Source organism: Methanocorpusculum sp. GPch4 (assembly GCF_012062385.1).
Classification (GTDB): Archaea; Halobacteriota; Methanomicrobia; order Methanomicrobiales; family Methanocorpusculaceae; genus Methanocorpusculum; species Methanocorpusculum parvum.
Genome location: NZ_SIJA01000087.1, coordinates 18,507 through 41,997, shown reverse-complemented (window position 1 = coordinate 41,997; position 23,491 = coordinate 18,507). Strand labels below are relative to the sequence as shown.

The following is a 23,491-nucleotide window of genomic DNA, read 5'->3' as shown; positions in this document are numbered from 1 at the left end:
GATGACCGTAGCACGATTCTGGAGAGAGATCCCCCAGAGATATAATCTGGTGGGAACGAAATGCGAGGTATGCGGCGATGTCTTTTTCCCGCCGAGAGCGATCTGTCCTCACTGCCGCAGGGATGGAAAAATCGTCCCCTGTCAGTGTTCAGGCAAAGGAAAGGTCATGACCTACTCGGTCCTCTCAGCCGCAAGTGATCAGTTCTCTGCCCTGAAACCGTACGTTCTCGCGATCATCGAACTCGAAGAAGGAACACGGGTCACCTCGCACCTCATCTGTGAGCCCGAAGACGTCCATATCGGCATGCCGGTAAAATCCGTCTTCCGTGTTCTTGACCGCGAAGGTTCGGACGGGATCATCCATTACGGAACGAAGTTCGTTCCCGATCTCTAATTTTTTTCTTTTTTTTCAGCTTTTTACTGCGGGCGCGCTGTATCTGCCGGCCGGCGATGTCTTCCTGCAGGATTTCAGAGATTCCTATCCCATTCCGGTAATTTATCCGGCAATAATCTCTAGTAATCTGGAGAATAGCCAGGTATTTTTTTGTTCTTATCATAGAGAGACAAATGGATCTTTTTTTGGATCCTGCCTGGATCCCTGATATGTATCGGATCATTTCCGGCCGCATTTTTCATCCCGGCCAAAAATACTCGTATTCTCCCGGGGTTCATTAGAATGATTAATAATGATGAATGTCAATACTTTCAACAAGTGATATCTATGTACCCGCCGGAACTCATTGCCATACTGATATTGCTGCTTGTCCCTGTTTCTGCCGCTGTTCTTTTAGCGGTCTTCAAACCGGATCTTGTCCGCAATATCCTCGCAGGCATAACCTCGGTCATTATTATCGGCTCATCCGTCTTTCTGGCATGGAAAGCATTGCTTGCTCCCGTATCTTTGACCCTCGAACATACTGAATGGATCGGGATGCTGTTATTCATCGCTGAAATCGGTGTAGCTCTCGTTATTCTGGGCCTTTCGATCAAATACCGGAAAATACTTCCGCTTCTTCTTTCGGTTGTCCAGCTGATCCTTATTCTGATCCTCGAGCTCTTCGGCATTGCCGGCCCTCATGCGATGACCACGTTCACGGTCACCGGCCTCTCAGCTGTGATGGTCCTCATCATCGGCATCATCGGCACACTGATCTGTGTCTATGCTCTGGGCTATATGAAGGATTATCATGATCATCAGATCGGCGTTCCGGTACGCAAACGCTACTTCTTCGCTTTGATGTTCCTCTTCCTCTCGGCGATGTTCGGACTGGTTCTGTTCAATAATCTTATGTGGATACTTTGTGCGTGGGAAGTCACAACGCTGTGTTCCTTCCTTCTGATAGGATACTCACGGACCCCTGAAGCAGTGAAAAATGCGTTTCGTGCTGTGTGGATGAATCTGATCGGCGGGATCTGTTTCACCCTTGCGATATTCTTTTTGCTTCGCATCAATACGCCGGTGAATCTGCTCTCGGTAACCGATCTGCTCGCCTTCCCGAACGTCTCCGCTCTGACGATCCCGCTGGCATTCATCGCGGTGGCCGGATTGACGAAGGCTGCCCAGATGCCGTTTTCGACCTGGCTCACAGGAGCAATGGTCGCCCCGACCCCGGTATCCGCTCTGCTGCATTCCAGCACGATGGTCAAGGCCGGCGTGTATCTTCTGGTGCTCTTCGCCCCGCTGTTTTCGCAGACATGGGTGGGGATCTTCCTTGCTCTGATCGGGGCATTCACCTTCCTTGCGACCTCGGCCCTCGCGATCTCGCAGAGCAATGCGAAGAAAGTTCTCGCCTATTCAACGATCGCGAACCTTGGTCTTATCACTGCGTGTGCCGGAATAGGAACGGCCGAGGCTATTGAAGCGGCTATCCTCCTGATCATCTTCCATGCGGTCGCCAAGGCGCTTCTCTTCCTCTGTGTCGGTGCAGTCGAACACAAGATCGGGAGCCGGGACATTGAAGATATGGACGGACTTCTGGTCCGTCTCCCGCTTCTTGCCACAATGATGGTCATCGGTATCTCCGGGATGTACCTTGCACCCTTTGGTATGCTCATTTCCAAATGGGCGGCCCTGGAAGCTTTCCTGACCGCTCCGCTCGGATGCGTGTTCATCGCGATCCTTGCATTCGGCAGTGCCTTTACCATCTTCTTCTGGACAAAATGGCTCGGCAAACTGTTCATGAGAATGAACAGACCGCCTGCGGAAAAGATCGCCCTCCATATATCCGAGAAGCTCTCGGTGATCGTTATGGGTGTTTTGGTGATCGTATGCTGTCTCGGGTTCCCGGCGATCATAACGGGAGTGATCATCCCCTACCTTAACGGGATCCATCCGTACTTCTATCTGGGCAATAAGGGATTCTTCTACTTCGATACCCTGGTCATGCTCGGTCTTATGGCTTTCATCCTGCTGTTCCTCGTGATCGGAGCTTTCCTTGGTTCCCGGGAGGGACGGACGATCGCTCCGTATCTTGGAGGCCGCGCTGTTGACAGCGAAGGCAGATTCCTTGGTTCTCTCGGCGTTTATAAAGAGGCAAAGACCTCGAACTACTATCTTGAAGAGTACTGCGGTGAAAAGGCCCTTCTCAAACCCTCATGGGTCATCTCGGGAGTTCTGATCATCGTGATGCTTGTTCTCGGATTTATGGGGGTGATGATATGGATATAATGTTTATTGTAGGGGCAGTATTATTTTTGATCCTCGCTCCGATCCTCGGCGGACTCCTTACCGGATGCGACCGCGTGTTAACTGCCCGTTTCCAGTCAAGAGTCGGTCCGCCGCTTCTTCAGCCGTTTTACGATGTGGCCAAACTCTGGCATAAGGAAAAAGCGTTCTCCAATCCTTTGGAGATCATCTTCACCACGGCATATCTGGTCCTGATCGCATTCTCCGGAGCGATGCTTGCTACCGGAGGCAATCTGCTGTTTGTGTTCTTCTCGCTCGCGCTCGCCCACACCTTCCTGATACTTGCAGCATATTCGGCTAACGCTCCCTATGCTCATATCGGTGCGGAACGTGAACTTCTCAGCGTCATGATCCTCGAACCGATCCTGATCCTGTTCGCTGCAGGATGCTTCTTGGTAACCGGCAGTTTCGATACCTATCATATGCTCATTCTGGATGTGCCGGGAATCATCTACCTGCCTGGTGTGTTCATAGTATTCATCGCTGTTTTGACCCTCAAACTCAGAAAATCGCCGTTTGATATCTCGACATCCCATCACGCCCATCAGGAACTGGTCAAAGGTGTGACCTCCTCCCTTTCGGGCAGAAGTCTTGCCAAGGTGGAGATCGCCCACTGGTATGAGATGATGATCTTCCTTTCCATGATCCTCCTCTTCTTTGCCGGGTATCCAGTACTTTCCGCAGTAGCGATCATTCTCGTGTTCCTTCTGGAAATCGTCATCGACAATATCTTCCCGCGTGTGACCTGGAAGATGACGGTCAAGAGTCTGTGGATCGTCACTCTCGTCTTTGGAGTAGGAAACATTGTCGTTCTTGGCATCCTTGGAGGTATAGTATAATGAGTTCGGCATCAAAATCCCCCTGGCTTCTCCATTACAATGCATCCAGCTGTAATGGATGCGATATCGAGATACTCGCCGCCCTGACTCCAGTCTACGACGTCGAGCGGTTTGGTATCATCAATACCGGAAACCCGGCTCACGCCGACATCTTTGTGGTGACCGGCGGGGTGAATGAACAGAACAAAGCGGTTCTGAAAAACATCTACGACCAGATCCCTGAACCGAAGGTCGTGGTCGCGGTCGGAATCTGCGCATCGAGCGGCGGTGTTTTCCGTGAGTGTTACAATATCTCAGGCGGCGTCGATACGATCATTCCGGTGGACGTGTATGTCCCCGGATGTTCCGTTCGTCCCGAGGCGCTCATTGAGGGAATCGTGAAGGCGCTTGGCGTTCTGGAAGAAAAACGGGCAGCTATGGAGGCAAAAAAATGAATATGAAGATCGATTCCATTGAAGTTGCTGATGTGCAGAAAACCGCCGGCAATATGCGAACCGGCGGATACCGGCTGGTTGTGATGACCTGCACGCCGGCCGACGAAGGCTACTATATCACCTACTCGTTCGAAAAGGAGACGGATCTCCGGCATTACCGCATCGCCGTTTCTGAAGGGACGAAGATCCCGTCGATCGGGTCATCCTACGGCGGGGCATTCGTGTATGAAAACGAGATCCATGACCTGTATGGATTTACGTTTGAAGGGATGTCTCTTGATTTCGGCGGAACGTTCATCAAAACATCCGTTCCGTATCCGTTCAAAAAGAAGGAGCAGCCTGCTCCGACGGTGACCGTCGTTAAGGAGGCGAAAGAATGACCGGCAGACAGACGATCATCCCGTTCGGACCCCAGCACCCTGTGCTTCCCGAACCGATCCATCTGGATCTGGTCGTGGAGGATGAGCGTGTCGTTTCGGCGATCCCGTCGATCGGGTATGTCCACCGCGGGCTTGAGAGCCTGGTGGACCGCCGCGATTATCAGGATTTTGTGTTTCTCGCGGAGCGTATCTGCGGTATCTGCAGTTTCACACACTCCTCGACCTTTTGCCAGGGGATAGAAGGGCTGATGGGTATCCAGGTCCCGCAGCGGGCGACGTATCTTAGGACGATGTGGGGCGAGTACTCGCGTCTCCACAGTCACCTTCTGTGGCTCGGCTTGTTTGCCGACTCGCTCGGGTTCGAGAGCCTGTTCTATCAGGCATGGAAGATCCGCGAATCGATCCTTGATGAGATGGAGGCAACGACGGGCGGCCGGGTGATCCAGGGGGTCTGCAAAGTAGGCGGTGTCCGGCGTGATGTCGCAAACTCCTTCCTTTCGGATATGGATGACCGGCTCGACGAGATCGAGGATGAGATGAAGGATCTTACGAACGTGTTCCTGAATGATTACACGCTGACCAAACGTCTGGTCGGCAAAGGCGTTCTCTCAAAAGAGGATGCCTATTATCTCGGAGCTGCCGGCCCGACGGCGCGGGGCAGCGGTCTTGATCTGGATGCCCGGTCTACCGGCTATCTCGCCTACGGCGATATCGGGTTCAAACCGGTCGTTGAGAAAGGCGGCGACGGATATGCCCGCTGTGCGGTCAGATGTAAGGAGTTGTTCCAGTCGGTGGAGATCATCCGCCGGGTGATCACCGATATGCCGGAAGGAGATGTTTTCACTCCTGTGAAGGGTAATCCCGACGGCGAATACTTCAGCCGCTCCGAGCAGCCGAGGGGCGAGGTCATCCATTATCTGAAAGGGAATGGAACCAAGCATCTTGCACAGTTCCGGGTGAGAACGCCGACCCTGACGAATATCCCGCCTCTGGTGTCGATCCTTGCAGGCTGCGAGCTTGCCGATGTTCCACAGATCGTGTTGACGATCGATCCGTGTATCGGCTGTATGGAGAGGTGAACTGTCATGAAGATGCTTAAAACGATCCTGAAACAGTTCCTCAACAAGCCGGCGACGACGATGTTCCCGTATGTGCCTCTGGAGAACTTCGAGGGGACCCGGGGTCATCTGGTTTTCGATCCGGCGAAGTGCACGTCATGCATGATGTGTATGAAAAGGTGTCCTTCACAGGCGATCACCGTTCAGCGGGCTGAGAAGATCTGGACACTCGACCGGTTCCGCTGCGTTATGTGCGGGAACTGTGTTGATGTGTGTAAGTTTGATGCCCTCTCGATGGAACGGGAATACGCGAAGTCGGCGACTCCTGCTGAACGGAGCGTTGAGACCTACGAGATCACGTATGTGAAACCCGAGCGGCCGAAAAAGGAAACCGCAGAGTAATCCTTTTTTTTTCTTTTTATTTTTCGAACGAATTTTTCTTAGAATAGGAGTTACGCGGTGTTTATGTGGATTCAATTCGGAAAGGGTATGGTTGGATGCTGGCACATGAGATTTTTTAACCGCGAATCTCCGCGAATCCTCGCGAATCGCATTTTTCTTGCACCGTCGTGCTCTGCTCCGGCTGATCGCCTCCGCAGAATCGCACGCCGTCTGGAAAAATGCTAACGGAAAAACCGGCGTGCCGGTTTTTCTCTCTGTTAACTTCTCTTTTTGTGAAATCAATATATTATGAACCAACAGAAAAACCCGCACGCGGGTTTTTCCGTTAGCATTTTTCAAGAGAGGGTGCGATTCCTGCGGAGGCGATCAGCCGAAGCAGAGCACCCGAACGTAAGGAAAATGCGATTCGCGTTAATTCGCGGAGATTCGCGGTTCTTTTATCTCATACACCCACACTAATGCCATACACGAAATCGAAGTAGATCTCATAAGGAGTGCAGGTTTTTTCGGTTGAGAGCACACCGCGTAACTCCTATTAGAAAAAAAGAGCGGATGATACAAATTATTTTTTGTAGGGGATCGGATCTTCCATCCCGAGATCCGCAAAAGCCTTCATCCGTGCAAGGCAGGATGAACATACCCCGCATGCCTCGTCATTCTCCGAATAACAGGACCATGTGTCTTCGTAGGGAACACACAGACGTATTCCCTCCCGGAGGATGCTGGTCTTATTCATCGATACGAACGGGGTCAGGAGCTGGATCGGTGTAGGCGTCTGTGTTCCGATGTAGATCACTCTCTGCATAGCTTCGATGAACTTCGGCGTGCAGTCCGGATACCCCGTGTGGTCGCCCGACTGAACACCGATGAAAATCGCCTCCCCGCCCCGGGACTCACAGTACGACGTGGCGATCGAAATCAGATTTCCATTTCTGAACGGCACATACGTATTTGGGCGGTTGGCTTTTCCCAATACCCCTGACTCGACCGGAATGTTTGGATCCGTCAGACTGCTCGCTCCAAACTTCGTGAAGTAATCGAGTGTGATCTCTACAAAATCGACTGCACGCAGGCGTTCTGCGATCTTTTTCGCACATTCAAGTTCCTTCTTTTCTGTTCTCTGACCGTAATTCACATGAAGGGCCAGAATATCATACCCCATCTTCTTTGCAACAAAGGCAAGAGTCGTGGAGTCCATTCCTCCTGACAGGAGGCATACTGCTTTTTTCATTGTACATGCACCACTTTATGCAGCTGAAGCTGGAATCTGACCGGCAGACGTTCAGCAATGATCGTTTCAATGAGCCACTTCGTGTCTGTACCAAACACAGGCGTGATACAGACCGGGGATTTCGGTTTATGGGCGGCGAGAACCTCCACCATATACAGATAATCCGCCTCGTCGCCGATAACGAATTTCAGACAATCCTTTTCGGTGAGGCTCGATAAAAGCGACAGATCGCTCATCTCCCCGGATGACGGGCACTTCACATCCATACAAATGGACGCATACGCCGAAACATCGTCGAACGGGATCGTGCCGTTCGTTTCGATATCCACATGGATATCTGCGGCCCCCAGAATCTCCAGAAGAGGGATCAGCTCCTCCTTCTGGAGAAGGGGTTCGCCTCCCGTCACGCAGACATAGGAAAGACCGGAATCCGCGATCTCTTTCACGACCTCGTCCACGCTTCTGTCCGTCCCTTTCTCAAACGAGTATTCCGTGTCGCACCAGGCGCATCGGAGATTACAGCCCGAAAGCCTGAGGAAAAAACAGGGCATACCCTGCCGTTCCCCTTCGCCCTGCAGACTCACGAATGTTTCCGCAACTCTCATTCTGCAAAGACCTCGGCATAGCAGCCTTCCGACTCCCATACCCGCAGTTTTGCGACCCTGGCGCTCAGTTCATGCTCTTTGCAGAACGTGTTCAGCCGCTCGCGGATGTCTTCCGCCAGAAGTTCGCTTGTCGGGTCGCCGTTCGTCAGAACAGGTGTCTGGAATCGGGAAAGCGCCTCAACCATCGGGTCGTCTTTATTCAACACGACCTGGTGGTCGTAGACATTGATGATGTTTTTGATGATATTGTAATCAAGCAGGATCCGTGATTTTTCATCCGGCGTTCCGTCCATCCAGACCTCAACGCTCCAGCGGTGACCATGAAGTCTGGAACATTTTCCCTCGTAATGCATCAGACGGTGGGATGCATCGAAGTGGGTTTCTTTATAGATCCGGGTAACCATTGATGTACTGTTTTGCCTTCAAGACCATAATACTCTTCTTCGGAGTCCATTCACCCTCCCGCGAGGATGCTGTTTTTTGGTCCTGATCCAGCTTGGATCAAGTCCACGACAGGGTTCTTAAAATCACACTCTCGAAAAGGAGTTCCTGAAATGTGGTATATAAATGTGCTGATTGAAAGGCGGTAATTCCTGAATTTATCTCAAAACCAGCATTTTTTCATCCCTGAGAGAGCGCCCATTACTATTATTATCACTCCCCGCTCATAAGTATAGGAACACGCTGAGAAGACCGTATCTATGTCAGGCACGGTCGGTCAGCAGGTGTTCGGGATCCTGCATGCAGGATGTCGAACCCTCCCCCCCGTTATTCGGGCGGGTTCATTCACAATATAATCCAAACCAATGAGGAAACTTCATGGGACAGGGAAAATTCGCAGCAAGACAACTCGTTCGCACCGCAAAGAAATTCCGGTGGAGCGACTCGGTTTACTCGCGCAGAGCGCTTAAACTGAAACTGAAAGCAGATCCCCTTGAGGGAGCACCAATCGGACGCGCAATCGTTCTTGAAAAGGTCGGTGTGGAAGCAAAACAGCCGAACTCGGCAATCAGAAAATGTGTCCGTGTTCAGCTGATCAAAAACGGCCGTCAGGTCACCGCCTTCGCGGTCGGCGACGGTGCTATCAACTTCATTGATGAACACGACGAAGTCACCATTTGTGGTATCGGCGGTCGTGCAGGTCGTTCAATGGGAGATATTCCCGGAGTTCGTTTCGTTGTAAGCGGCGTCAACGGCGTCTCGCTCAATGAACTTGTCATCGGACGTGCCGAGAAAGCACGGAGGTAAATAGTATGACAGAAGAAGCAGCCACCAGCAAGATCCTTCTCTTTAACAAGTGGGATATGAGCGAAGTTGTCGTAAAGGACCCAGGAATGGTCCGCTACGTCACTGTCACCTCTACCGAAGTTCCAAGCAGCTGCGGCAGACTTACCCAGCAGCAGTTCACCAAGAGTGAAATGGCGATCGTCGAAAGACTGATCAACCGTCTCATGCAGCAGGAATACAACACCGGTAAGAAGATGATGTGTACCAAGATGGTCATGGACGCATTCGACGTCATCAACAAGAAAACCAAGCAGAACCCGCTTCAGGTTCTTGTTGACGCCGTAGCAAATGCAGGTCCCCGTGAGGAGACCGTTCGTCTGAAGTACGGCGGTATCAACGTTCCAAAGTCCGTTGACTCAGCCCCGATCCGCCGTGTCAACACTGCCCTCAGATACATTGCTCTTGCAACCTGGAGAGGCTCACACAAAACAAAGAAACCCGCATACCTTGTGCTTGCCGATGAACTCATCATGGCAGCAAAGGGAGACGCAAAGTGTTTCTCTGTTGGAAAGAAGGAAGAAGTCGAACGGATTGCAAAATCCGCACGGTGATTTCCCCATATATTCTTTTTTAAAAAAGGTGTTTTATGTCACGCGGAAAAAAGATGGTAGAACGAATTACGGAGCTCATGAATGATCCCGAGCACATCCGTAATATCGGTATCGTAGCGCACATTGATCACGGAAAGACCACCCTCTCGGACAACCTTCTCTCAGGAGCAGGAATGATCAGCGAGGAACTCTCCGGAAAAGCCTGCTGGATGGACTCTGATGAAGAGGAACAGGCACGCGGAATCACCATTGATGCATCAAACGTATCCATGGTCCACATGGTCGGCGGTCACGAGTATCTTATCAACATGATCGATACTCCAGGCCACGTCGACTTCGGCGGGGATGTTACCCGTGCAATGCGTGCAGTCGACGGCGCAGTCGTCGTTGTCGACGCAGTCGAAGGTCCGATGCCCCAGACGGAGACCGTTCTTCGTCAGGCACTCAAAGAGGGTGTTCACCCGGTCCTGTTCATCAACAAGGTCGACAGACTTATCAACGAGCTGAAAGTTAACCCCCAGGAAATGATGATCCGTCTTGGAAAAGTCATTGACAAGGTCAACAAGCTCATCAAAGGCATGAACGAGGAGCTCTACACCAAAGGTGGATGGAAACTCGATCCGATGAAAGGAAACGTCGCTTTTGGTTCTGCTCTGTACAACTGGGCCGTTTCGATCCCTTACATCAAGACGACCGGTGTTTCCCTGCAGACCGTTATCGACAAGTGTAACGAAGGCGATATGAAGTACCTTGCAAAGGCTTCTCCGCTTCACTCAGTACTTCTCGATATGGTCGTGACTTTCCTCCCGAACCCGCTTCAGGCACAGGGTAAGAGATGCCACATCATCTGGCACGGCGATGTTGAGTCCCCGGTCGGAAAGGCAATGTATGCATGCGATGCCAAAGGTCCGATCGCAATGATGATCACCGATATCTCCTTTGACAAGCACGCAGGAGAGATTGCTACGGGTAGACTGTTCTCCGGAACCCTTACCCGCGGTCAGGAGGTCTTCATCTCCGGGACAGCTGGTAAGCCGAACAGACTTCAGGGTGTTGGTATCTTTATGGGTCCGACCCGTGTTGAGGTAGATAAGATCGTTGCCGGAAACATTGCGGCAGTGACCGGTCTGAGTGATGCGATCGTCGGTTCGACCGTTACGTCCCTTAAAGACATGACGCCGTTCGAGTCCCTTAAGCACTACTCCGAGCCTGTTATGACCGTCGCGGTCGAAGCAAAGAACATGAAGGATCTTCCAAAGCTTATCGAAGTTCTTCACCAGGTCGGAAAGGAAGACCCGACTGTCCGTATCAACATCAATGAAGAGACGGGCGAACACCTGATCGCCGGTATGGGCGAACTCCACCTTGAGGTCGTTACCGGCCGTATCAAGAGAGACAAGGGTGTGGATATCGTTACCTCCCCGCCGATCGTTGTGTACCGTGAGACGGTCGCAAAGCCGCTTGACGGAACCGTTGAGGGTAAGTCTCCGAACAGACACAACAGATTCTTTATGTCTGTTGAGCCGATGCCGGAAGACATCCTGAAAGCGATCCAGTCGGGCGAGATCTCGATGAACATGGAAAACATTGCCCGCCGTGACGCTCTTGTAGCACTTGGTATGGACAAGGATGAGGCCAAGTCCGTGAAGGATATCTACGGCTCGAACATGTTCATTGACTGCACGAAAGGTATCCAGTACCTGAATGAAACGATGGAACTGATCCTTGACGGTGTTCACGAGGCACTCGACGGCGGACCGCTTGCTGATGAGCAGGTCCAGAATGTTCTGATCAAACTCCACGATGTAAAGCTTCACGAGGATGCTATCCACCGTGGTCCGGGACAGGTCATTCCTGCAGTTCGCGGTGGTATGAAGGCAGCTCTTCTTATGGCCGGCGACACACTCCTTGAACCGATTCAGAAGATCCAGATCACTGTTCCGCAGGATCAGATGGGTGCAGCAATCTCCCAGATCCAGGGTCGCCGTGGTCAGCTGTCCACGACTGAGTCCGAAGGTGACCAGATCGTGGTTAACGGTGAGGCACCGGTCGCAGAGCTCTTTGGTTTCGCGGGCGATATCCGTTCAGCAACCGAAGGCCGTGCTATGTGGTCTACCGAGTTCGCAGGCTTCTCCCCGGTTCCCCAGGGAATGCTTTCCGAGATCGTTATGGGTATCAGAAAGAGAAAGGGTCTCAAAGAACAGATCCCGACTCCGAAGGATTACCTCGATTAATTTTTCACGTTCAAGGGTCATCTGGCCGTTTCACATGGGCGATATGCCTGTGTGAAACCTGAATATTTTTTCTGTTTTAATTGCAGCCCTCCCTCCAGTCCCCTCCTCCAGATCGGCCGCATGTAAACTATAATTGCCATATTGGTTTGTTCATATTACATTATGTAAAACCATTGCCGCGGCCAATTACTTTTTGACCTCCGCGCTCCAATATACTAAAGACAGATGCAAAACAGTGTTCAGTATATCCCTTTTGTAAAGGACGATGAAAATAAAGGATTCGATATGCATGTCCATTCGACCGCGTCAGACGGACGGACAACCCCGAAAACACTGGCAAAATATCTCAATAAACACGGCCTGTCCGCCGCAATAACGGATCATAATGTGATCTCCGGGGTAAAGGAGGCGCTTGATCATTCTGAAAACATCATTCCGGGAATCGAGGTCTCCGCTCTCGAAGGTCCGCACATTCTGGTGTATTTCGATACCTACCGTGATCTTGCCTCGTATTACTCCTCCTCGATCCAGTATCACCGGGGCAAATGTCCGCACATGGCAGTGGACATTTTAACCGAGGATGTCATCTCCGGCGCAAAAAATGCAGGAGGATTTGTCGTGTCTGCTCATCCTTACGGGTATGGAGTAAGCGTGAGAGGCGTGATGAAAGGAGTAGACGTGGGAGTCATCGATCCCGCGGTCGCGGGAGAGCTTGACGGACTTGAAGTGATATGCAGCGGGATGTCGATGCGGCTGAATATGCGGGCCGAGCAGTATGCGGAAAAGAACGGTGCGTGCATGACGGGCGGATCGGATGCCCATGTTCTCTGGGAAGTGGGACGGGCGGTTTCGGTCGGCTGTGAAAATCAGACGCCGGTCGAGTTTTTGGAGGAGGTCCGAGGGAAAAGAACGGGTGTGTGCGGGGTAAACCGTTCATCCGGGCAGAATCTGCTGATGGGAGCATGCATGACGCCGGGATATATCCCGTATGTGGCGCCGGCGATGAGGATCCACGCACGGCAGAGCTGGATGCGGATGAGATCTTAATTCCTGATAAAAAAAGAAATGTGGAAGATCAGTAATTTATTCTGATAAATCCGAGCGGTTCATCTTTTACTTCGTAGGCAAGTTTTGCGTCGCCCTGAGGGATGATATATGTGAGCCATCCCTCGATCTTTGCATATTTCAGAATGTTGGTCGTCGAAAGCGGCGTATAACCGTTTGGAAGGGCGGCTGATACGGCAGGATAGCCGATCCCGTTTACATAAATCTCATAATGATACGGAGCAACGACTTTTGCGGCTTCGTCTCCGCTTTCATAAGTCTCGGAGATCTTCAGCATCACTGCATACTGTCCCGGAGCCGGTTTTGGATTTGCGGCTGAGCCTTTTTTCAGGATCTCTTCAACTTCACTGCCGAATTTTTTCTGTATGATACGTATCGAGATCGTTTTGCCGGTATCGGTGACAGTCAGTTCCTGACCCTGCATGACTTCGGCCGGTGTCGGAACAGGCGTAGGCGTCGTGGTCGGTACCGAAGTGACGGGTGTGGGTGTATCAGAGGGTGTTGAGATGCACCCGGCCGACAGGATTATCCCTGTCAGGACGATGAGCATACCAAAAACATACCAGATTTTTTTCATATGTTTTCTACTGGTTCTCTTCGCTATAAATAGATTATTGAAACTCCTCACAGCAGAGCAGAAAACAGCCGCGAAATTCCCTCTTTTATCCTCACGGATGTTGATCGCAGATTGTACTCTTCCAGCATGATCTCCGTACAGTTCGTCTCCAGCTCCTCAAGAAAGATCCGGTTCATTCGTTTTCCAAACTCGATATCATAGACGAACGCGTTCGTTTCAAAGTTCAGTTTGAAACTGCGGATATCCCAGTTGGCTGTACCTATGGTTGTACTTATCCCGTCGAAGATCCCGGCTTTACTGTGGATGAATCCGTCATTGTAGATATAACCCCGCACGCCTGCCGCCAGCAGATCCCCCAGATACGAATGATTCGCCCAGTACACAAACGGATGATCGGGTTTGCAGGGGATAACGATCCGCACATCGATCCCTGAGCGTGCAGCAAGCACAAGACCGGTAAGCATCGGTTCATCCGGAATGAAATACGGCGTGTGGATATAGATCGACTCCTTCGCATGGCCGATCAGACTCATGTACCCGGAATAGATGGCTTTTTCCGCAGAATCCGGTCCGGAAGAGGCGATCTGGACATAGGAATGCCCCGTAACATCTAAAAACCCGTCCTCGGGATAGTACGGACAGTCCCTGTCTTCCACTGATATCTGGGCATCCTTTGCCGCATAGTTCCAGTCCATAATGAACCTGGTCTGCAATGCAACGACGGCTTTTCCGTGAAGACGCAGATGAGTGTCCCGCCAGTATCCCATCGGTCCTTTCCCCAGATACTCATCCCCGATATTGAACCCGCCGATAAATCCGGTCACCCCGTCGACCACCAGGATCTTTCGGTGGTTCCTGAAATGCAGCCGGGTATTCAGAAATGAAACCTTGAGCGGGAAAAAGATCCGCACATCCCCGCCTGCCTTTTTCAGCGGAGCAAAGAACTCATCCTTCACGGAAAACGTCCCGGCGGCATCGAAGATCGCTCTGACTTCGACCCCTTCTGCTGCTTTTTCTGCGAGAAGCTGTATGATCTCATCTCCAAGCTCATCATCCCGGATGATGAAATACTCCAGGTGGATGTGATGTTTTGCTCCCGCCACTGCTTCTTTGAAGGCGGCGAACTTCATCTCTCCGTCGGTGTAGAGGGTGAGTTCATTATTTCTTGTCAGGACCGCCTTGTCCAGACTGAGAAGGAGTGCGATCGTGCTGTCGAACCGTGAGATGCTTGGGGCAAGTTCCAGTGCGTTCTCCGTGATCTTTTGAAACTGTTCCTCAGCCTGAGCCGCCAGCATCAGATCGGCTTTGGTCTTTTTGCTGAAGATACGCGATCCGTAGAGGTGTCTGCCGAAGAACAGGTACAGAAATAATCCCAGAAACGGGAGAAAGATCATGACCAGGACCCAGGTCAGTGCCGTCTGGGGGCTCCGTCTTTCCAGAAATATCACCGTGATACATGCGCCGATGTCCAGCAGCACAACGATCAGCTGCAGAAACCAGAGAAACTCTTCGATGATTACGGATACCAGATCAAGCATAAGATACATGAATATGCGCTTTGCGGATGATAAAAGTTGATGTATCTACACCTCGAATGATACTATATTGTGGTGTCTTACAGAATGCTCTTCGAGTACTGGGGAAAAGGGCTCCTGGTTGCTTCGGTCGTCTCGGCAGTTGCCGGACTTTTGATCGGCAATGCCGGTGTTTTTTATTTAGTCGCCGGCGTATGCCTGATCCTTTCACTCGCTTGCATCTTCATCGGACGCCGTTTTGAAAATGAGGTTGTGTGATATGCCGGTCATTACGTTTTCCCGCAATGTGTTTCTCCCGCTGACCAATGTCTGCGCAAATGCCTGCGGATACTGTTCGTTCAAATCCCGTGTGGCGGACGGATGTGTTATGCCAAAAGAGGAGGTCATCTCCACGCTGGAACGGGGAGCCGCGTTTTCCTGCACCGAAGCCCTCTTTACGTTCGGCGAACGCCCCGAACGGGAAGCCGGGTTCACCGCATACATCAACAGGATGGGATACCCGGATATTCTTTCCTACTGTAAGGACATGAGCCGCTATGCCATATCGCTTGGGATTTTGCCTCACACGAATGCCGGCATCCTTACCTATGAAGAGCTGGAGGAGCTCCGGCCCGTGAACGCGAGCATGGGTCTGATGCTTGAAACCACCGCCGCGATCCCTGCCCATGCCCACAGTCCGGGAAAAGATCCGGCCGTCAGGATCGAGATGATGGAAAATGCCGGCAGACTGAAGATCCCGTTCACGACCGGACTGCTCCTTGGGATCGGCGAGACACGGGACGACCGGATCGAGTCTCTCGAAGTCATCCGTGATCTGCATAAAAGATACGGGCACATCCAGGAAGTGATCGTCCAGAACTTCTGTCCAAAACCGGGAACCGAGATGGCGTCCTGCCCCGGCGCTTCGACCGAGGTGATCGCGGATACCATCCGGCTTGCAAAAGAGATCCTGCCATCAGACGTCTCGATCCAGATCCCGCCGAATCTTGCCGACGCTTCTCTTCTCCTCGATCTCGGGGTGACGGATCTTGGCGGTGTTTCTCCGGTGACGATCGATTACATCAATCCGGAGCATCCCTGGCCGGCTCTGGATGCGCTCAAAGAGACCGCCCGCGGATATGAACTCAGAGAACGGCTCTGCATTTATGAGAAATACTGTGATCCCGCGTGGGTGGCGCCGGAACTTTTCGGGCTCGTGAGCGAACTGGCAAAGAAGGTGTACTGATCCCTCCCCGGATCATTTCCATGCCGACCTTCTTTATCTCCCCCGACCTATAGTGATGCACATGGATGACGTCTGTCCCGCCCCGGTGAAGGAACGGTACTGGGAGATCGATGCGATACGCGGTTTTGCGCTTCTGGCGATGATCATTCTCCACACCGTTTTTCTTCTGGGTGTCTTTCACATCATTGATACGGAGGTGTGGTTAGGACTCTATGTCTATCTGCCTCTCGGGACAAGCGTGTTTGTCATCATATCCGGAGCGGCCCTTGTCCTTCGTCACGGACGAATGGCCGGCCGGCCGCGACGTGCTTATCATTTCGCCATCCTGAAACGCGGTGTCGAGATATTTCTGATCGGCGTAGGCGTCTCTGTCGTTGCCTCTCTTTTGATCCTGCTGTTCATCAACGACGCAAGGTACATGTACTTCAATTTTCTGCAGATGATGGGTCTTTCGATGATCATATGTATCCCGTTTTTGCGGCTCGGCAAATGGAATCTGATTCCTGCGGTATTTTTCATCCTGCTTGGGATCGGTCTTGAAAAGATCAAAGGACCGGCATGGCTGATGGTTTTCGGGATCCTGCCGCCGGATTTTGTTCCGCGTGATTATTTCCCTATCTTTCCCTGGGTCGGCGTTATGCTGCTTGGCGTATGCATCGGAGCTCTTCTGTATCCAAAAGGGATCCGCAGATATGCTTTCCCCGAAGCGGGAAAGATCAGTCAGGCGCTTGCCTTCATCGGCCGATATCCTCTGGAGATCTACCTCGCCCACATACCTTTGATCGGCGCTGTGATCCTCGTGATCGTCGTAGTTTCCGGTCTGCTCGGTTTTCCGATCGGTCATCTCTGAATCCCTGCTGACAAACTACTTATCCAAAAAGCGCATACATGCCTGAAACAATGAGAAATGAAGAGCAGTGCGGCACTCCGGGTTCTCCCCCGCGGGTGAAAAGTGAACGATACTGGGAGATCGACGCCATCCGCGGTCTTGCCCTTTTCGGGATGCTCTACTTTCATTTTCTCGCGATCCTCGTGATGTTTCACATCCTGGAGGAGACCAAAGAGTTTCTCTTTTATTACAGCCCGATCGTGATCGTCTCGGCGGCCTTTATTCTGATCGCCGGCGTGGCGATCGTTCTCCGGTATAACCGCATGCTTGGAAAGCCGATGGGGTCTTATTACCGCGAGATCGCGAAAAAGGCTTTGGTCCTGTTTTTTATCGCGATGTGTATCACGGCGCTGACATGGCTTGCTTCGGTCGTTATCTATAACAACGATGTCTTCATCAAGTTCGGATTCCTCCATATGCTGAGTATTTCGATGCTGATCGCGATCCCTCTCCTGAGGTTTGGGAAATGGAACATCTTATTCGGCATCCTGATCATCCTTATCGGGGTGTTCATCATTCCAGGGATCCAGGATCCCGGGTGGCTTTATCCTCTCGGGATCCATGGCGCCGATTTTATGGATCACACGCCTGACTACTTCCCGATCTTTCCGTGGAGCGGGTTCATTCTCTTAGGGGTGGGTCTTGGAAACATCTTCTATCCAAAAGGCGTCAGATCGTTTTCCGTCAGACAGCCCGGGATCCTCGGCAGATTTTTCGCGAAGATGGGATACGGCAAGATCACGCTGATCATTTATCTCGTTCACATGCCGGTCTTTTTTGTTATCCTGTGGCTGCTCAGCATCACGACCGGGATCGGGTATGTTTAGCTGTTCATAAAGTACTTAGATGCACACAACCAATAGGAATGGAACAATGGGTGGTGAAATACTGGAAAACGACGACTCTCTCCGGGTAATGCCCGGCGGGTCAGGCGCTCCGCAGAGCGAGCGGTACTGGGAGGTGGACGCCGTTCGCGGTATTGCCATTTTGGGGATGCTCTTTTACCACTTACTTGCGTGTCTTGTGATGTTTCACATCATCACCGAGGATCCCCGGTTCCTTGCCTATTATAACACGTATATGTTCGGGTCCGGCATTTTCGTTCTCATTGCAGGCATGGCGATGATCCTTCGGCATGAACGGATGAGGGGAAAAACCACAAAAGAGTATTACGGCGCTCTGGTCGTCAAAGCCCTGTTTCTTTTGGCTCTCGGTTTTTGCATCACGATCGCGAGCTGGATCGGCGCCTCTGTCTTTCTTGGGAGCGAGGCATTTATCAAGTTCGGTTTTCTCCATATGCTCGGGGTTTCCATGCTTCTTGCGATCCCTCTCTTGAGATACGGAAAATGGAACATCATCATCGGCATGATCATCATCGCGGTCGGCGCGTTCATTTTTCCGTATATCAATGATCCGTCCTGGCTCTATCCTCTGGGCATCCATGCAGAGGATTTTATGCAGTATACGCAGGATTACTTCCCGCTGTTTCCCTGGTTTGGCGTACTTCTTCTGGGAGTGGGTCTGGGGAATGTTTTCTATCCTCACGGACGCCGGGGTTTTTCCCTTCGGGAACCCGGGCCGGTCGGGACCGGTCTTGCAAAGCTTGGAAACGGGATGGTGACGCTGTTCATTTATCTCGTCCATGTTCCGGTGATATTTGTTATTTTGTGGATCTTCTCTTCCCTGACGGGGATCGGATATTTGTAGTATGATCATTGACATAGTGAACTCTGATTCCGATCCGGCGGGACGAAATATCCGGGCTGCTGTCGATGACCTTCTGAAAAATCCGCCAAAGGGAGGGTTCCCTCTTTTCAATGGAAACGAGGTGACGTTTCACACTGTTCCCGGCCGGATCATTCACGCGGAAAGATCCGCGGTGAATCCCAACGCTGATCTTATCATCGTTGTTTCCCGTCACTCAAGTGTGAACCCGGTTCCGGTCCTGACGGTCCATCCGGCAGGAAACTTCGGCGTCGCCGGACTTGGCGGCCGGCATATGGAGCTTGGTCTGACGAGTCCGGCCTGGATGAAGGCGGTTCTGCAGAATCATGCAATGTTCGCTCCGGAAGGTTACCGGGTCTCTTATGAGATCACTCATCACGGACCGACGGATCTTCCGGTTCCGTTCTTCTTTGTCGAGGTGGGCAGTACCGAAAAGGAGTGGAACGATGTTTCCGCATGTACGGCTGCGGCTAAAAGTGTTTTGTATGCTCAGCCTTCGCCGGAAGCATTGGCGCTTATCGGGTTTGGCGGGACCCATTATGCAGCCAGGCAGACGGCGATCTGTCTCGAGACGAAAGGGGCATTCGGCCATATGATGCACACCCGGGATGCAGGTTCCGTGTCAAAGGAGATGGTATCCCAGATGATCGCAAAATCCGGCGGGGCCGCGGCCGCGCATATCGACCGTAAAGCTCTTTCAAAGCAGGAGTTAGCGCATATTGACGGGATCCTCGCCGATCTTGGTCTTGAGGAGATCACCGAAGGCGACCTGCGAAAAATCAATGAGATGTCGTTTGGGACCTGGCTCGCGTATCGCGATCTGGCCGCAAAAACAGGTCAGGATCTGAAAATCTTTCCGCACGGCAGGATTTTGGACGAAGAACCTTCGGTGATCGAGATGCCTCCGGATCTGTTTTCTGCAGCATTTCTCGGGTATGAAGAGCTCTTTATGGCTGAGCTGGAGAAAATGGGGAATATTTTTCACACGACAGGAAAAGGCGGCAGGATTATGCCGACTCTGCTGACATCTGCAAAAAACAGGCGTCAGGTATCAGGTGATTTAATAGTCTTATCCGTTCAACAAATAACACGTACACAGGATAGTTTGGTGGAAGGTGATCAAATCACGATAACCCGCCGGCAGTTTGACCCCGGTATCGCGCGCACGCTTGGGGTCCCGTCAGGTCCGCTGTACGGGCAGCTCGCCGCCGGATCATCTGTGGATCTTCCCGACGGCAGAACGATCACGCCGGATATGGTCACGAAAGTGGTCAGGAAATCCATCAAAATACCGGGATTGGAGAATTACTCATGAGATCAATTGTAGAAGAAGCATTATCACGCAAACGGTTCGAAGACGTTGCACGCGACGATACACCGGTCTCCGCAATTTATGATGCGGAAACCGAGGCTGAGCTCGGTGCAAAAACCTACTCTGCCCGTCCGCAGACGCCGGCACCGGCCCAGGCGGCAGCTCCGGTCCAGACTCCGGCTCCGGCTGTAAAGAAGGAGCAGCCAAAACCCGAGGTAGACTACTCCAGCCAGTACAGTTTTACCGCTGCCAAGACAACACCGACCGACGATGACGAAGAGTTCGACGACATCTTAGCTGCTCTCCGGACAAAGATCACGGTGATCGGCTGCGGAGGCGGAGGGTCCAACACCGTTGCCCGCGTTTATGAGGAAGGGGTTGAGGGTGCCGAGATCTATGCACTCAACACCGATGCCCAGCATCTCTCTATGCTTCGCGGAAAAGTCGGCCGCCGTATCCTTATCGGCCGGCAGACCACCAAAGGTCTCGGCGCCGGCGCGATCCCCCAGCGCGGTGAAGAGGCTGCCGTTGAAAGCGAGGATGTTATCCGCCAGGCGCTTGCCGGCAGCAATATGGTCTTCGTGACCGCGGGTCTTGGAGGCGGCACCGGTACCGGTTCCGCTCCCGTCGTTGCCAAAGTCGCAAAAGAGATCGGCGCTTTGACGATCGCGATCGTTACTCTGCCTTTTACGAGTGAAAGTGCGACCAGGATGGAAAACGCCGAGATCGGTCTCGAGCGTCTCCGGGAAGTTGCCGACACGGTTATCGTGATCCCGAACGACCGTATCCTCGAAGTTGTGCCGCGCCTTCCGCTCGCCCAGGCATTCAAAGTCTCCGATGAAGTCCTAATGCGTGCCGTGAAAGGTATCACCGAACTTATCACGCTGCCTGGTCTCGTGAACCTCGACTTCGCCGATGTCCGGACCGTTATGGAACAGGGCGGCATCGCGATGATCGGTGTCGGCGACTCTGACAGTGAGGACAAAGCGACCGATTCGATCAAAAAAGCTCTCCGTTCCCCGCTCCTCGATGTGGATATCACCGGCGCGACGGCTGCTCTCATCAACGTTATCGGCGGACCCGATATGACGATGGTGGAAGCGGAAGGTGTTGTCCAGGAAGTCTATCAGAGGATCGATCCTGCAGCACGCATCATCTGGGGTGTCCAGGTCGACCCGAAGATGGAAGGCCGCATGCGTACCATGATCATCGTTACCGGTGTTCAGTCACCACAGATTTATGGTAAGCAGGAACAAATATCTAGGGCATCACAATCTAGTCAGGTCCAGCGCTCAAAGTTTGAGATCGACTTCCTGAGGTGAATACATGGTTAAAAACGAGAAAAATACCGATGAAAAAAAGGCACTTCCCACCATTCATATTAAGAAGCCGGTGATCACGAAAGCAAGTGTTTCAGAATTCTTCAGAAAATACCTTCGTGTTCTGAAACTTGCACGCAGGCCCACAAAAGAGGAGTTCTGGAAGATCTCCGCCGTCGCCGCCGTGGGTATCGCACTTATCGGCGTCCTTGGGTTCCTGATATATCTGATATTTGAATATCTCCTTCCATAACTATGACAGAATCAAAGTTTGGCAATCACTACTATATCTTAAAGACGACCTCCAAGCACGAGCGGACCGTTGCAGACAACATCCGTGAGGCTATCGAGAACAATATGACGGACGTCGTCGTCACAGCAGTAGTCGTACCGGAAGATATCAAAGGCTATGTCTTCGTGGAAAGCCCTGAAGAGCATGCCAGGATCGAAGAGCTTGTCGAATCGATCGCTCATGCCAGAATTGTTTTGAAGAATGAAACATCTCTGGAAGAGATCAAACATTTCCTCGTTCCAAAGCCGGCAGTTTCCGGCATCGACGAGGGAACTATCGTGGAACTGATCGCCGGTCCGTTCAAGGGTGAGAAGGCAGTGGTCAAGCGCGTTGACCACACCAAAGAAGAGATCACCGTTGAACTTTACGAATCGATCGTCCCGATCCCGATCACCATTCGCGGCGATAATGTCCGTGTGATCGATCGTAATCAGGATTGAACCCGGATTTTTCTGCGAGGATGCAGAAAATCCTGATCCATTCTCCCATCCATCTGTTTTTTTCGGCCTATCTATCCAGTAGATTTATGTTCTCAGAGGTCGACCTTAGTGAACCAATGTTGGGCTACCTTCGGGTATGTGCCAACATACGGTGATACAATGGCAGAAACTGTCGAGGTACTGGTACCCGGCGGTAGAGCAACTGCAGGACCGCCACTCGGTCCGGCACTGGGTCCCCTTGGGATCAACGTAAAAGCAGTCGTTGATGATATCAACAAAAAGACCGCTGAGTTCAATGGCATGTCTGTTCCGGTAACGGTAATGGTCGATGACAAAAAGAACGTCACGTTAACAGTCGGTATTCCTCCGACAACCGCTCTTGTAATGAAAGAAGCGGGCGTCGAAAAGGGTTCCGGCACTCCGAACACTCAGGCAGTTGGTAATCTGCCGCTTGAAGCTGTCATTCGCATTGCAAAGATGAAGATGGAATCCATGCTCTCTTACGACCTGAAAACGGCCGTAAAGGAAGTTATGGGCACCTGCGTTTCCGTTGGTGTAACCGTCGAAGGCAAAACTGCCAAACAGGCAATTGCCGCCGTCAATGCAGGCGAGTGGGACGAACAGCTCGCGTAAGTGAGTTAGTTCGCGCCGCTTCAAACGGGTACGTGGATTTCCCACGTAAAAAAATGTACAGTAGTAGAGAACAAAACCATAGGAGATTGGGGAACACTCCAGTCGAAGAACTATGGGAGGCTTCATCAAATGGTTGAAAGAACCCAAATTATAACAGCTGTTACGGCAGCACTCAAGCAGGCCCCCGAGCGTAAGTTCCAGGAAAGTATTGATATCACTATCAACCTGAAACACGTTGACATGGCCCAGCCTAAAAACCGTATTGATGAGACGATTCTTCTGCCACAGGCAATAGGCGTCAAAAAGATCGCCGTTCTTGGTAAGGGAGATATTGTGTCCCAGGCACGTAACGCCGGTGTCGATTTAATTATCGGCCCTGACGAGATCGAGCGTCTGGGCGGCGTTCCGCGTGAAGCACGCAAAATGGCCGGACAATATGACTTCTTCCTTGCAGAGACCGCGGTCATGCCCCTTGTTGGTCGCTGGCTTGGTCAGAGACTCGGTCCCCGCGGCAAAATGCCGCAGCCGATCCCGCCGACCCAGGACATCACTCCGATCGTCGAGCGTCTGAGAAACTCCGTCAAGATCCGGTCAAAAGACAGACTCAATATGTCTGTCAAAGTCGGCAACACCGGCATGACCGTTGAGGAAGTTTCAGAAAATATTGACGCCGTCGTAAAGAGGGTTGTAGGAAGACTTGAAAGCGGAGAGTTAAACATCCGTTCCGTCTACGTCAAAACCACGATGGGTCCAGCAGTGAAGGTGATGTAAG

At 51.9% G+C, this 23,491-nt stretch carries 27 protein-coding genes; 22 read left to right on the top strand and 5 right to left on the bottom strand.

The annotated features are described in order from the left end of the window. The first annotated feature begins 1 nt into the window (after position 1). The 7 genes from EYA77_RS09695 to EYA77_RS09665 all read left to right on the top strand — a co-directional run bounded on the left by EYA77_RS09695 (position 2) and on the right by EYA77_RS09665 (position 5,799). Positions 2 to 394 (top strand): Zn-ribbon domain-containing OB-fold protein, encoded by a 393-nt coding sequence (locus EYA77_RS09695; protein ID WP_042699616.1) that lies wholly within the window; start codon positions 2 to 4, stop codon positions 392 to 394. Positions 395 to 721: 327 nt separating this feature from the next. After that, positions 722 to 2,668: an NADH-quinone oxidoreductase subunit L gene (locus EYA77_RS09690; RefSeq protein WP_167816557.1), complete on the top strand. Its 1,947-nt coding sequence runs from the start codon at positions 722 to 724 to the stop codon at positions 2,666 to 2,668. Next, positions 2,668 to 3,525 (top strand): NADH-quinone oxidoreductase subunit H, encoded by an 858-nt coding sequence (locus EYA77_RS09685; protein ID WP_306463695.1) that lies wholly within the window; start codon positions 2,668 to 2,670, stop codon positions 3,523 to 3,525. Before EYA77_RS09690 ends, EYA77_RS09685 begins: the two co-directional genes overlap by 1 nt. Next, positions 3,525 to 3,959 carry an NADH-quinone oxidoreductase subunit B family protein gene (locus EYA77_RS09680; RefSeq protein ID WP_042699607.1) on the top strand — a complete coding sequence of 145 codons (435 nt, stop codon included), beginning with the start codon at positions 3,525 to 3,527 and terminating at the stop codon, positions 3,957 to 3,959. Before EYA77_RS09685 ends, EYA77_RS09680 begins: the two co-directional genes overlap by 1 nt. 2 nt (positions 3,960 to 3,961) lie before the next feature. Further along, positions 3,962 to 4,339, top strand: a complete 378-nt coding sequence (locus EYA77_RS09675) for an NADH-quinone oxidoreductase subunit C (RefSeq protein ID WP_209315050.1) — start codon at positions 3,962 to 3,964, stop codon at positions 4,337 to 4,339. Next, complete coding sequence (locus tag EYA77_RS09670; RefSeq protein WP_167816554.1) at positions 4,336 to 5,418, top strand: nickel-dependent hydrogenase large subunit; 1,083 nt, start codon at positions 4,336 to 4,338, stop codon at positions 5,416 to 5,418. Before EYA77_RS09675 ends, EYA77_RS09670 begins: the two co-directional genes overlap by 4 nt. Positions 5,419 to 5,424: 6 nt before the next feature. Next, entirely contained in the window at positions 5,425 to 5,799 is a 375-nt protein-coding gene (locus EYA77_RS09665; RefSeq protein ID WP_042699601.1) for a 4Fe-4S binding protein, read from the top strand. A 562-nt stretch (positions 5,800 to 6,361) separates the two neighbouring features. Here the strand turns inward: EYA77_RS09665 and queC are convergent. The 3 genes from queC to EYA77_RS09650 are packed head-to-tail and all read right to left on the bottom strand — an operon-like array spanning position 6,362 to position 8,039. Further along, positions 6,362 to 7,030: a 7-cyano-7-deazaguanine synthase QueC gene (gene queC, locus EYA77_RS09660; protein ID WP_042699598.1), complete on the bottom strand. Its 669-nt coding sequence runs from the start codon at positions 7,028 to 7,030 to the stop codon at positions 6,362 to 6,364. Continuing rightward, complete coding sequence (locus EYA77_RS09655; RefSeq protein WP_042699596.1) at positions 7,027 to 7,635, bottom strand: radical SAM protein; 609 nt, start codon at positions 7,633 to 7,635, stop codon at positions 7,027 to 7,029. Before EYA77_RS09655 ends, queC begins: the two co-directional genes overlap by 4 nt. Continuing rightward, positions 7,632 to 8,039, bottom strand: a complete 408-nt coding sequence (locus tag EYA77_RS09650) for a 6-carboxytetrahydropterin synthase (protein ID WP_042699594.1) — start codon at positions 8,037 to 8,039, stop codon at positions 7,632 to 7,634. Before EYA77_RS09650 ends, EYA77_RS09655 begins: the two co-directional genes overlap by 4 nt. 415 nt (positions 8,040 to 8,454) lie before the next feature. Here EYA77_RS09650 and EYA77_RS09645 point away from each other — a divergent pair, with 415 nt between their 5' ends. The 4 genes from EYA77_RS09645 (at position 8,455) to EYA77_RS09630 (ending at position 12,754) form a co-directional block, all read left to right on the top strand. Continuing rightward, entirely contained in the window at positions 8,455 to 8,883 is a 429-nt protein-coding gene (locus EYA77_RS09645; protein ID WP_042699591.1) for a 30S ribosomal protein S12, read from the top strand. Between the two features lie 5 nt (positions 8,884 to 8,888). Next, entirely contained in the window at positions 8,889 to 9,473 is a 585-nt protein-coding gene (locus tag EYA77_RS09640; protein ID WP_042699588.1) for a 30S ribosomal protein S7, read from the top strand. Positions 9,474 to 9,508: 35 nt separating this feature from the next. Next, positions 9,509 to 11,707 carry an elongation factor EF-2 gene (locus EYA77_RS09635; protein WP_095642587.1) on the top strand — a complete coding sequence of 733 codons (2,199 nt, stop codon included), beginning with the start codon at positions 9,509 to 9,511 and terminating at the stop codon, positions 11,705 to 11,707. Positions 11,708 to 11,932: 225 nt separating this feature from the next. Then, positions 11,933 to 12,754, top strand: a complete 822-nt coding sequence (locus EYA77_RS09630; protein ID WP_042697752.1) for a PHP-associated domain-containing protein — start codon at positions 11,933 to 11,935, stop codon at positions 12,752 to 12,754. 28 nt (positions 12,755 to 12,782) lie between these two features. Here EYA77_RS09630 and EYA77_RS09625 read toward each other — a convergent pair whose 3' ends face one another. Together EYA77_RS09625 and cls are read right to left on the bottom strand one after the other, a co-directional pair. Next, positions 12,783 to 13,349, bottom strand: coding sequence for a hypothetical protein (locus EYA77_RS09625; protein WP_042697754.1), 567 nt, complete (start codon positions 13,347 to 13,349; stop codon positions 12,783 to 12,785). Positions 13,350 to 13,396: 47 nt separating this feature from the next. Then, positions 13,397 to 14,896, bottom strand: a complete 1,500-nt coding sequence (gene cls, locus EYA77_RS09620; protein WP_245241247.1) for a cardiolipin synthase — start codon at positions 14,894 to 14,896, stop codon at positions 13,397 to 13,399. A 60-nt stretch (positions 14,897 to 14,956) separates the two neighbouring features. On the opposite strand from cls, the gene EYA77_RS09615 reads away from it, so the two are divergent. From EYA77_RS09615 to EYA77_RS09565, 11 genes are all read left to right on the top strand, one after another. Then, on the top strand, positions 14,957 to 15,142 hold the full coding sequence (locus tag EYA77_RS09615) for a hypothetical protein (RefSeq protein ID WP_167816552.1): 186 nt from the start codon (positions 14,957 to 14,959) through the stop codon (positions 15,140 to 15,142). A 1-nt stretch (position 15,143) separates the two neighbouring features. Continuing rightward, complete coding sequence (gene cofG, locus EYA77_RS09610; RefSeq protein WP_167816551.1) at positions 15,144 to 16,109, top strand: 7,8-didemethyl-8-hydroxy-5-deazariboflavin synthase subunit CofG; 966 nt, start codon at positions 15,144 to 15,146, stop codon at positions 16,107 to 16,109. 61 nt (positions 16,110 to 16,170) lie between these two features. Next, entirely contained in the window at positions 16,171 to 16,959 is a 789-nt protein-coding gene (locus EYA77_RS09605) for a heparan-alpha-glucosaminide N-acetyltransferase (RefSeq protein ID WP_042697760.1), read from the top strand. 38 nt (positions 16,960 to 16,997) lie between these two features. Then, a complete protein-coding gene (locus EYA77_RS09600; RefSeq protein WP_245241246.1) occupies positions 16,998 to 17,825 on the top strand; it encodes a heparan-alpha-glucosaminide N-acetyltransferase in 828 nt (275 codons plus the stop codon). 46 nt (positions 17,826 to 17,871) lie between these two features. Further along, on the top strand, positions 17,872 to 18,705 hold the full coding sequence (locus EYA77_RS09595; RefSeq protein ID WP_167816550.1) for a heparan-alpha-glucosaminide N-acetyltransferase: 834 nt from the start codon (positions 17,872 to 17,874) through the stop codon (positions 18,703 to 18,705). 1 nt (position 18,706) lies between these two features. Next, entirely contained in the window at positions 18,707 to 20,038 is a 1,332-nt protein-coding gene (locus EYA77_RS09590; RefSeq protein ID WP_167816549.1) for a D-aminoacyl-tRNA deacylase, read from the top strand. Continuing rightward, entirely contained in the window at positions 20,035 to 21,357 is a 1,323-nt protein-coding gene (ftsZ, locus tag EYA77_RS09585) for a cell division protein FtsZ (RefSeq protein ID WP_081406635.1), read from the top strand. The genes EYA77_RS09590 and ftsZ overlap by 4 nt, the downstream gene beginning before the upstream one ends. Positions 21,358 to 21,361: 4 nt before the next feature. Further along, positions 21,362 to 21,607, top strand: coding sequence for a protein translocase SEC61 complex subunit gamma (locus tag EYA77_RS09935; protein WP_280841939.1), 246 nt, complete (start codon positions 21,362 to 21,364; stop codon positions 21,605 to 21,607). Positions 21,608 to 21,609: 2 nt separating this feature from the next. Next, positions 21,610 to 22,086, top strand: a complete 477-nt coding sequence (locus EYA77_RS09575) for a transcription elongation factor Spt5 (protein ID WP_011833950.1) — start codon at positions 21,610 to 21,612, stop codon at positions 22,084 to 22,086. A gap of 159 nt (positions 22,087 to 22,245) precedes the next feature. After that, positions 22,246 to 22,719 carry a 50S ribosomal protein L11 gene (locus tag EYA77_RS09570; protein ID WP_042697777.1) on the top strand — a complete coding sequence of 158 codons (474 nt, stop codon included), beginning with the start codon at positions 22,246 to 22,248 and terminating at the stop codon, positions 22,717 to 22,719. 129 nt (positions 22,720 to 22,848) lie between these two features. Continuing rightward, a complete protein-coding gene (locus EYA77_RS09565; RefSeq protein ID WP_042697779.1) occupies positions 22,849 to 23,490 on the top strand; it encodes a 50S ribosomal protein L1 in 642 nt (213 codons plus the stop codon). Position 23,491: the final 1 nt, after the last annotated feature.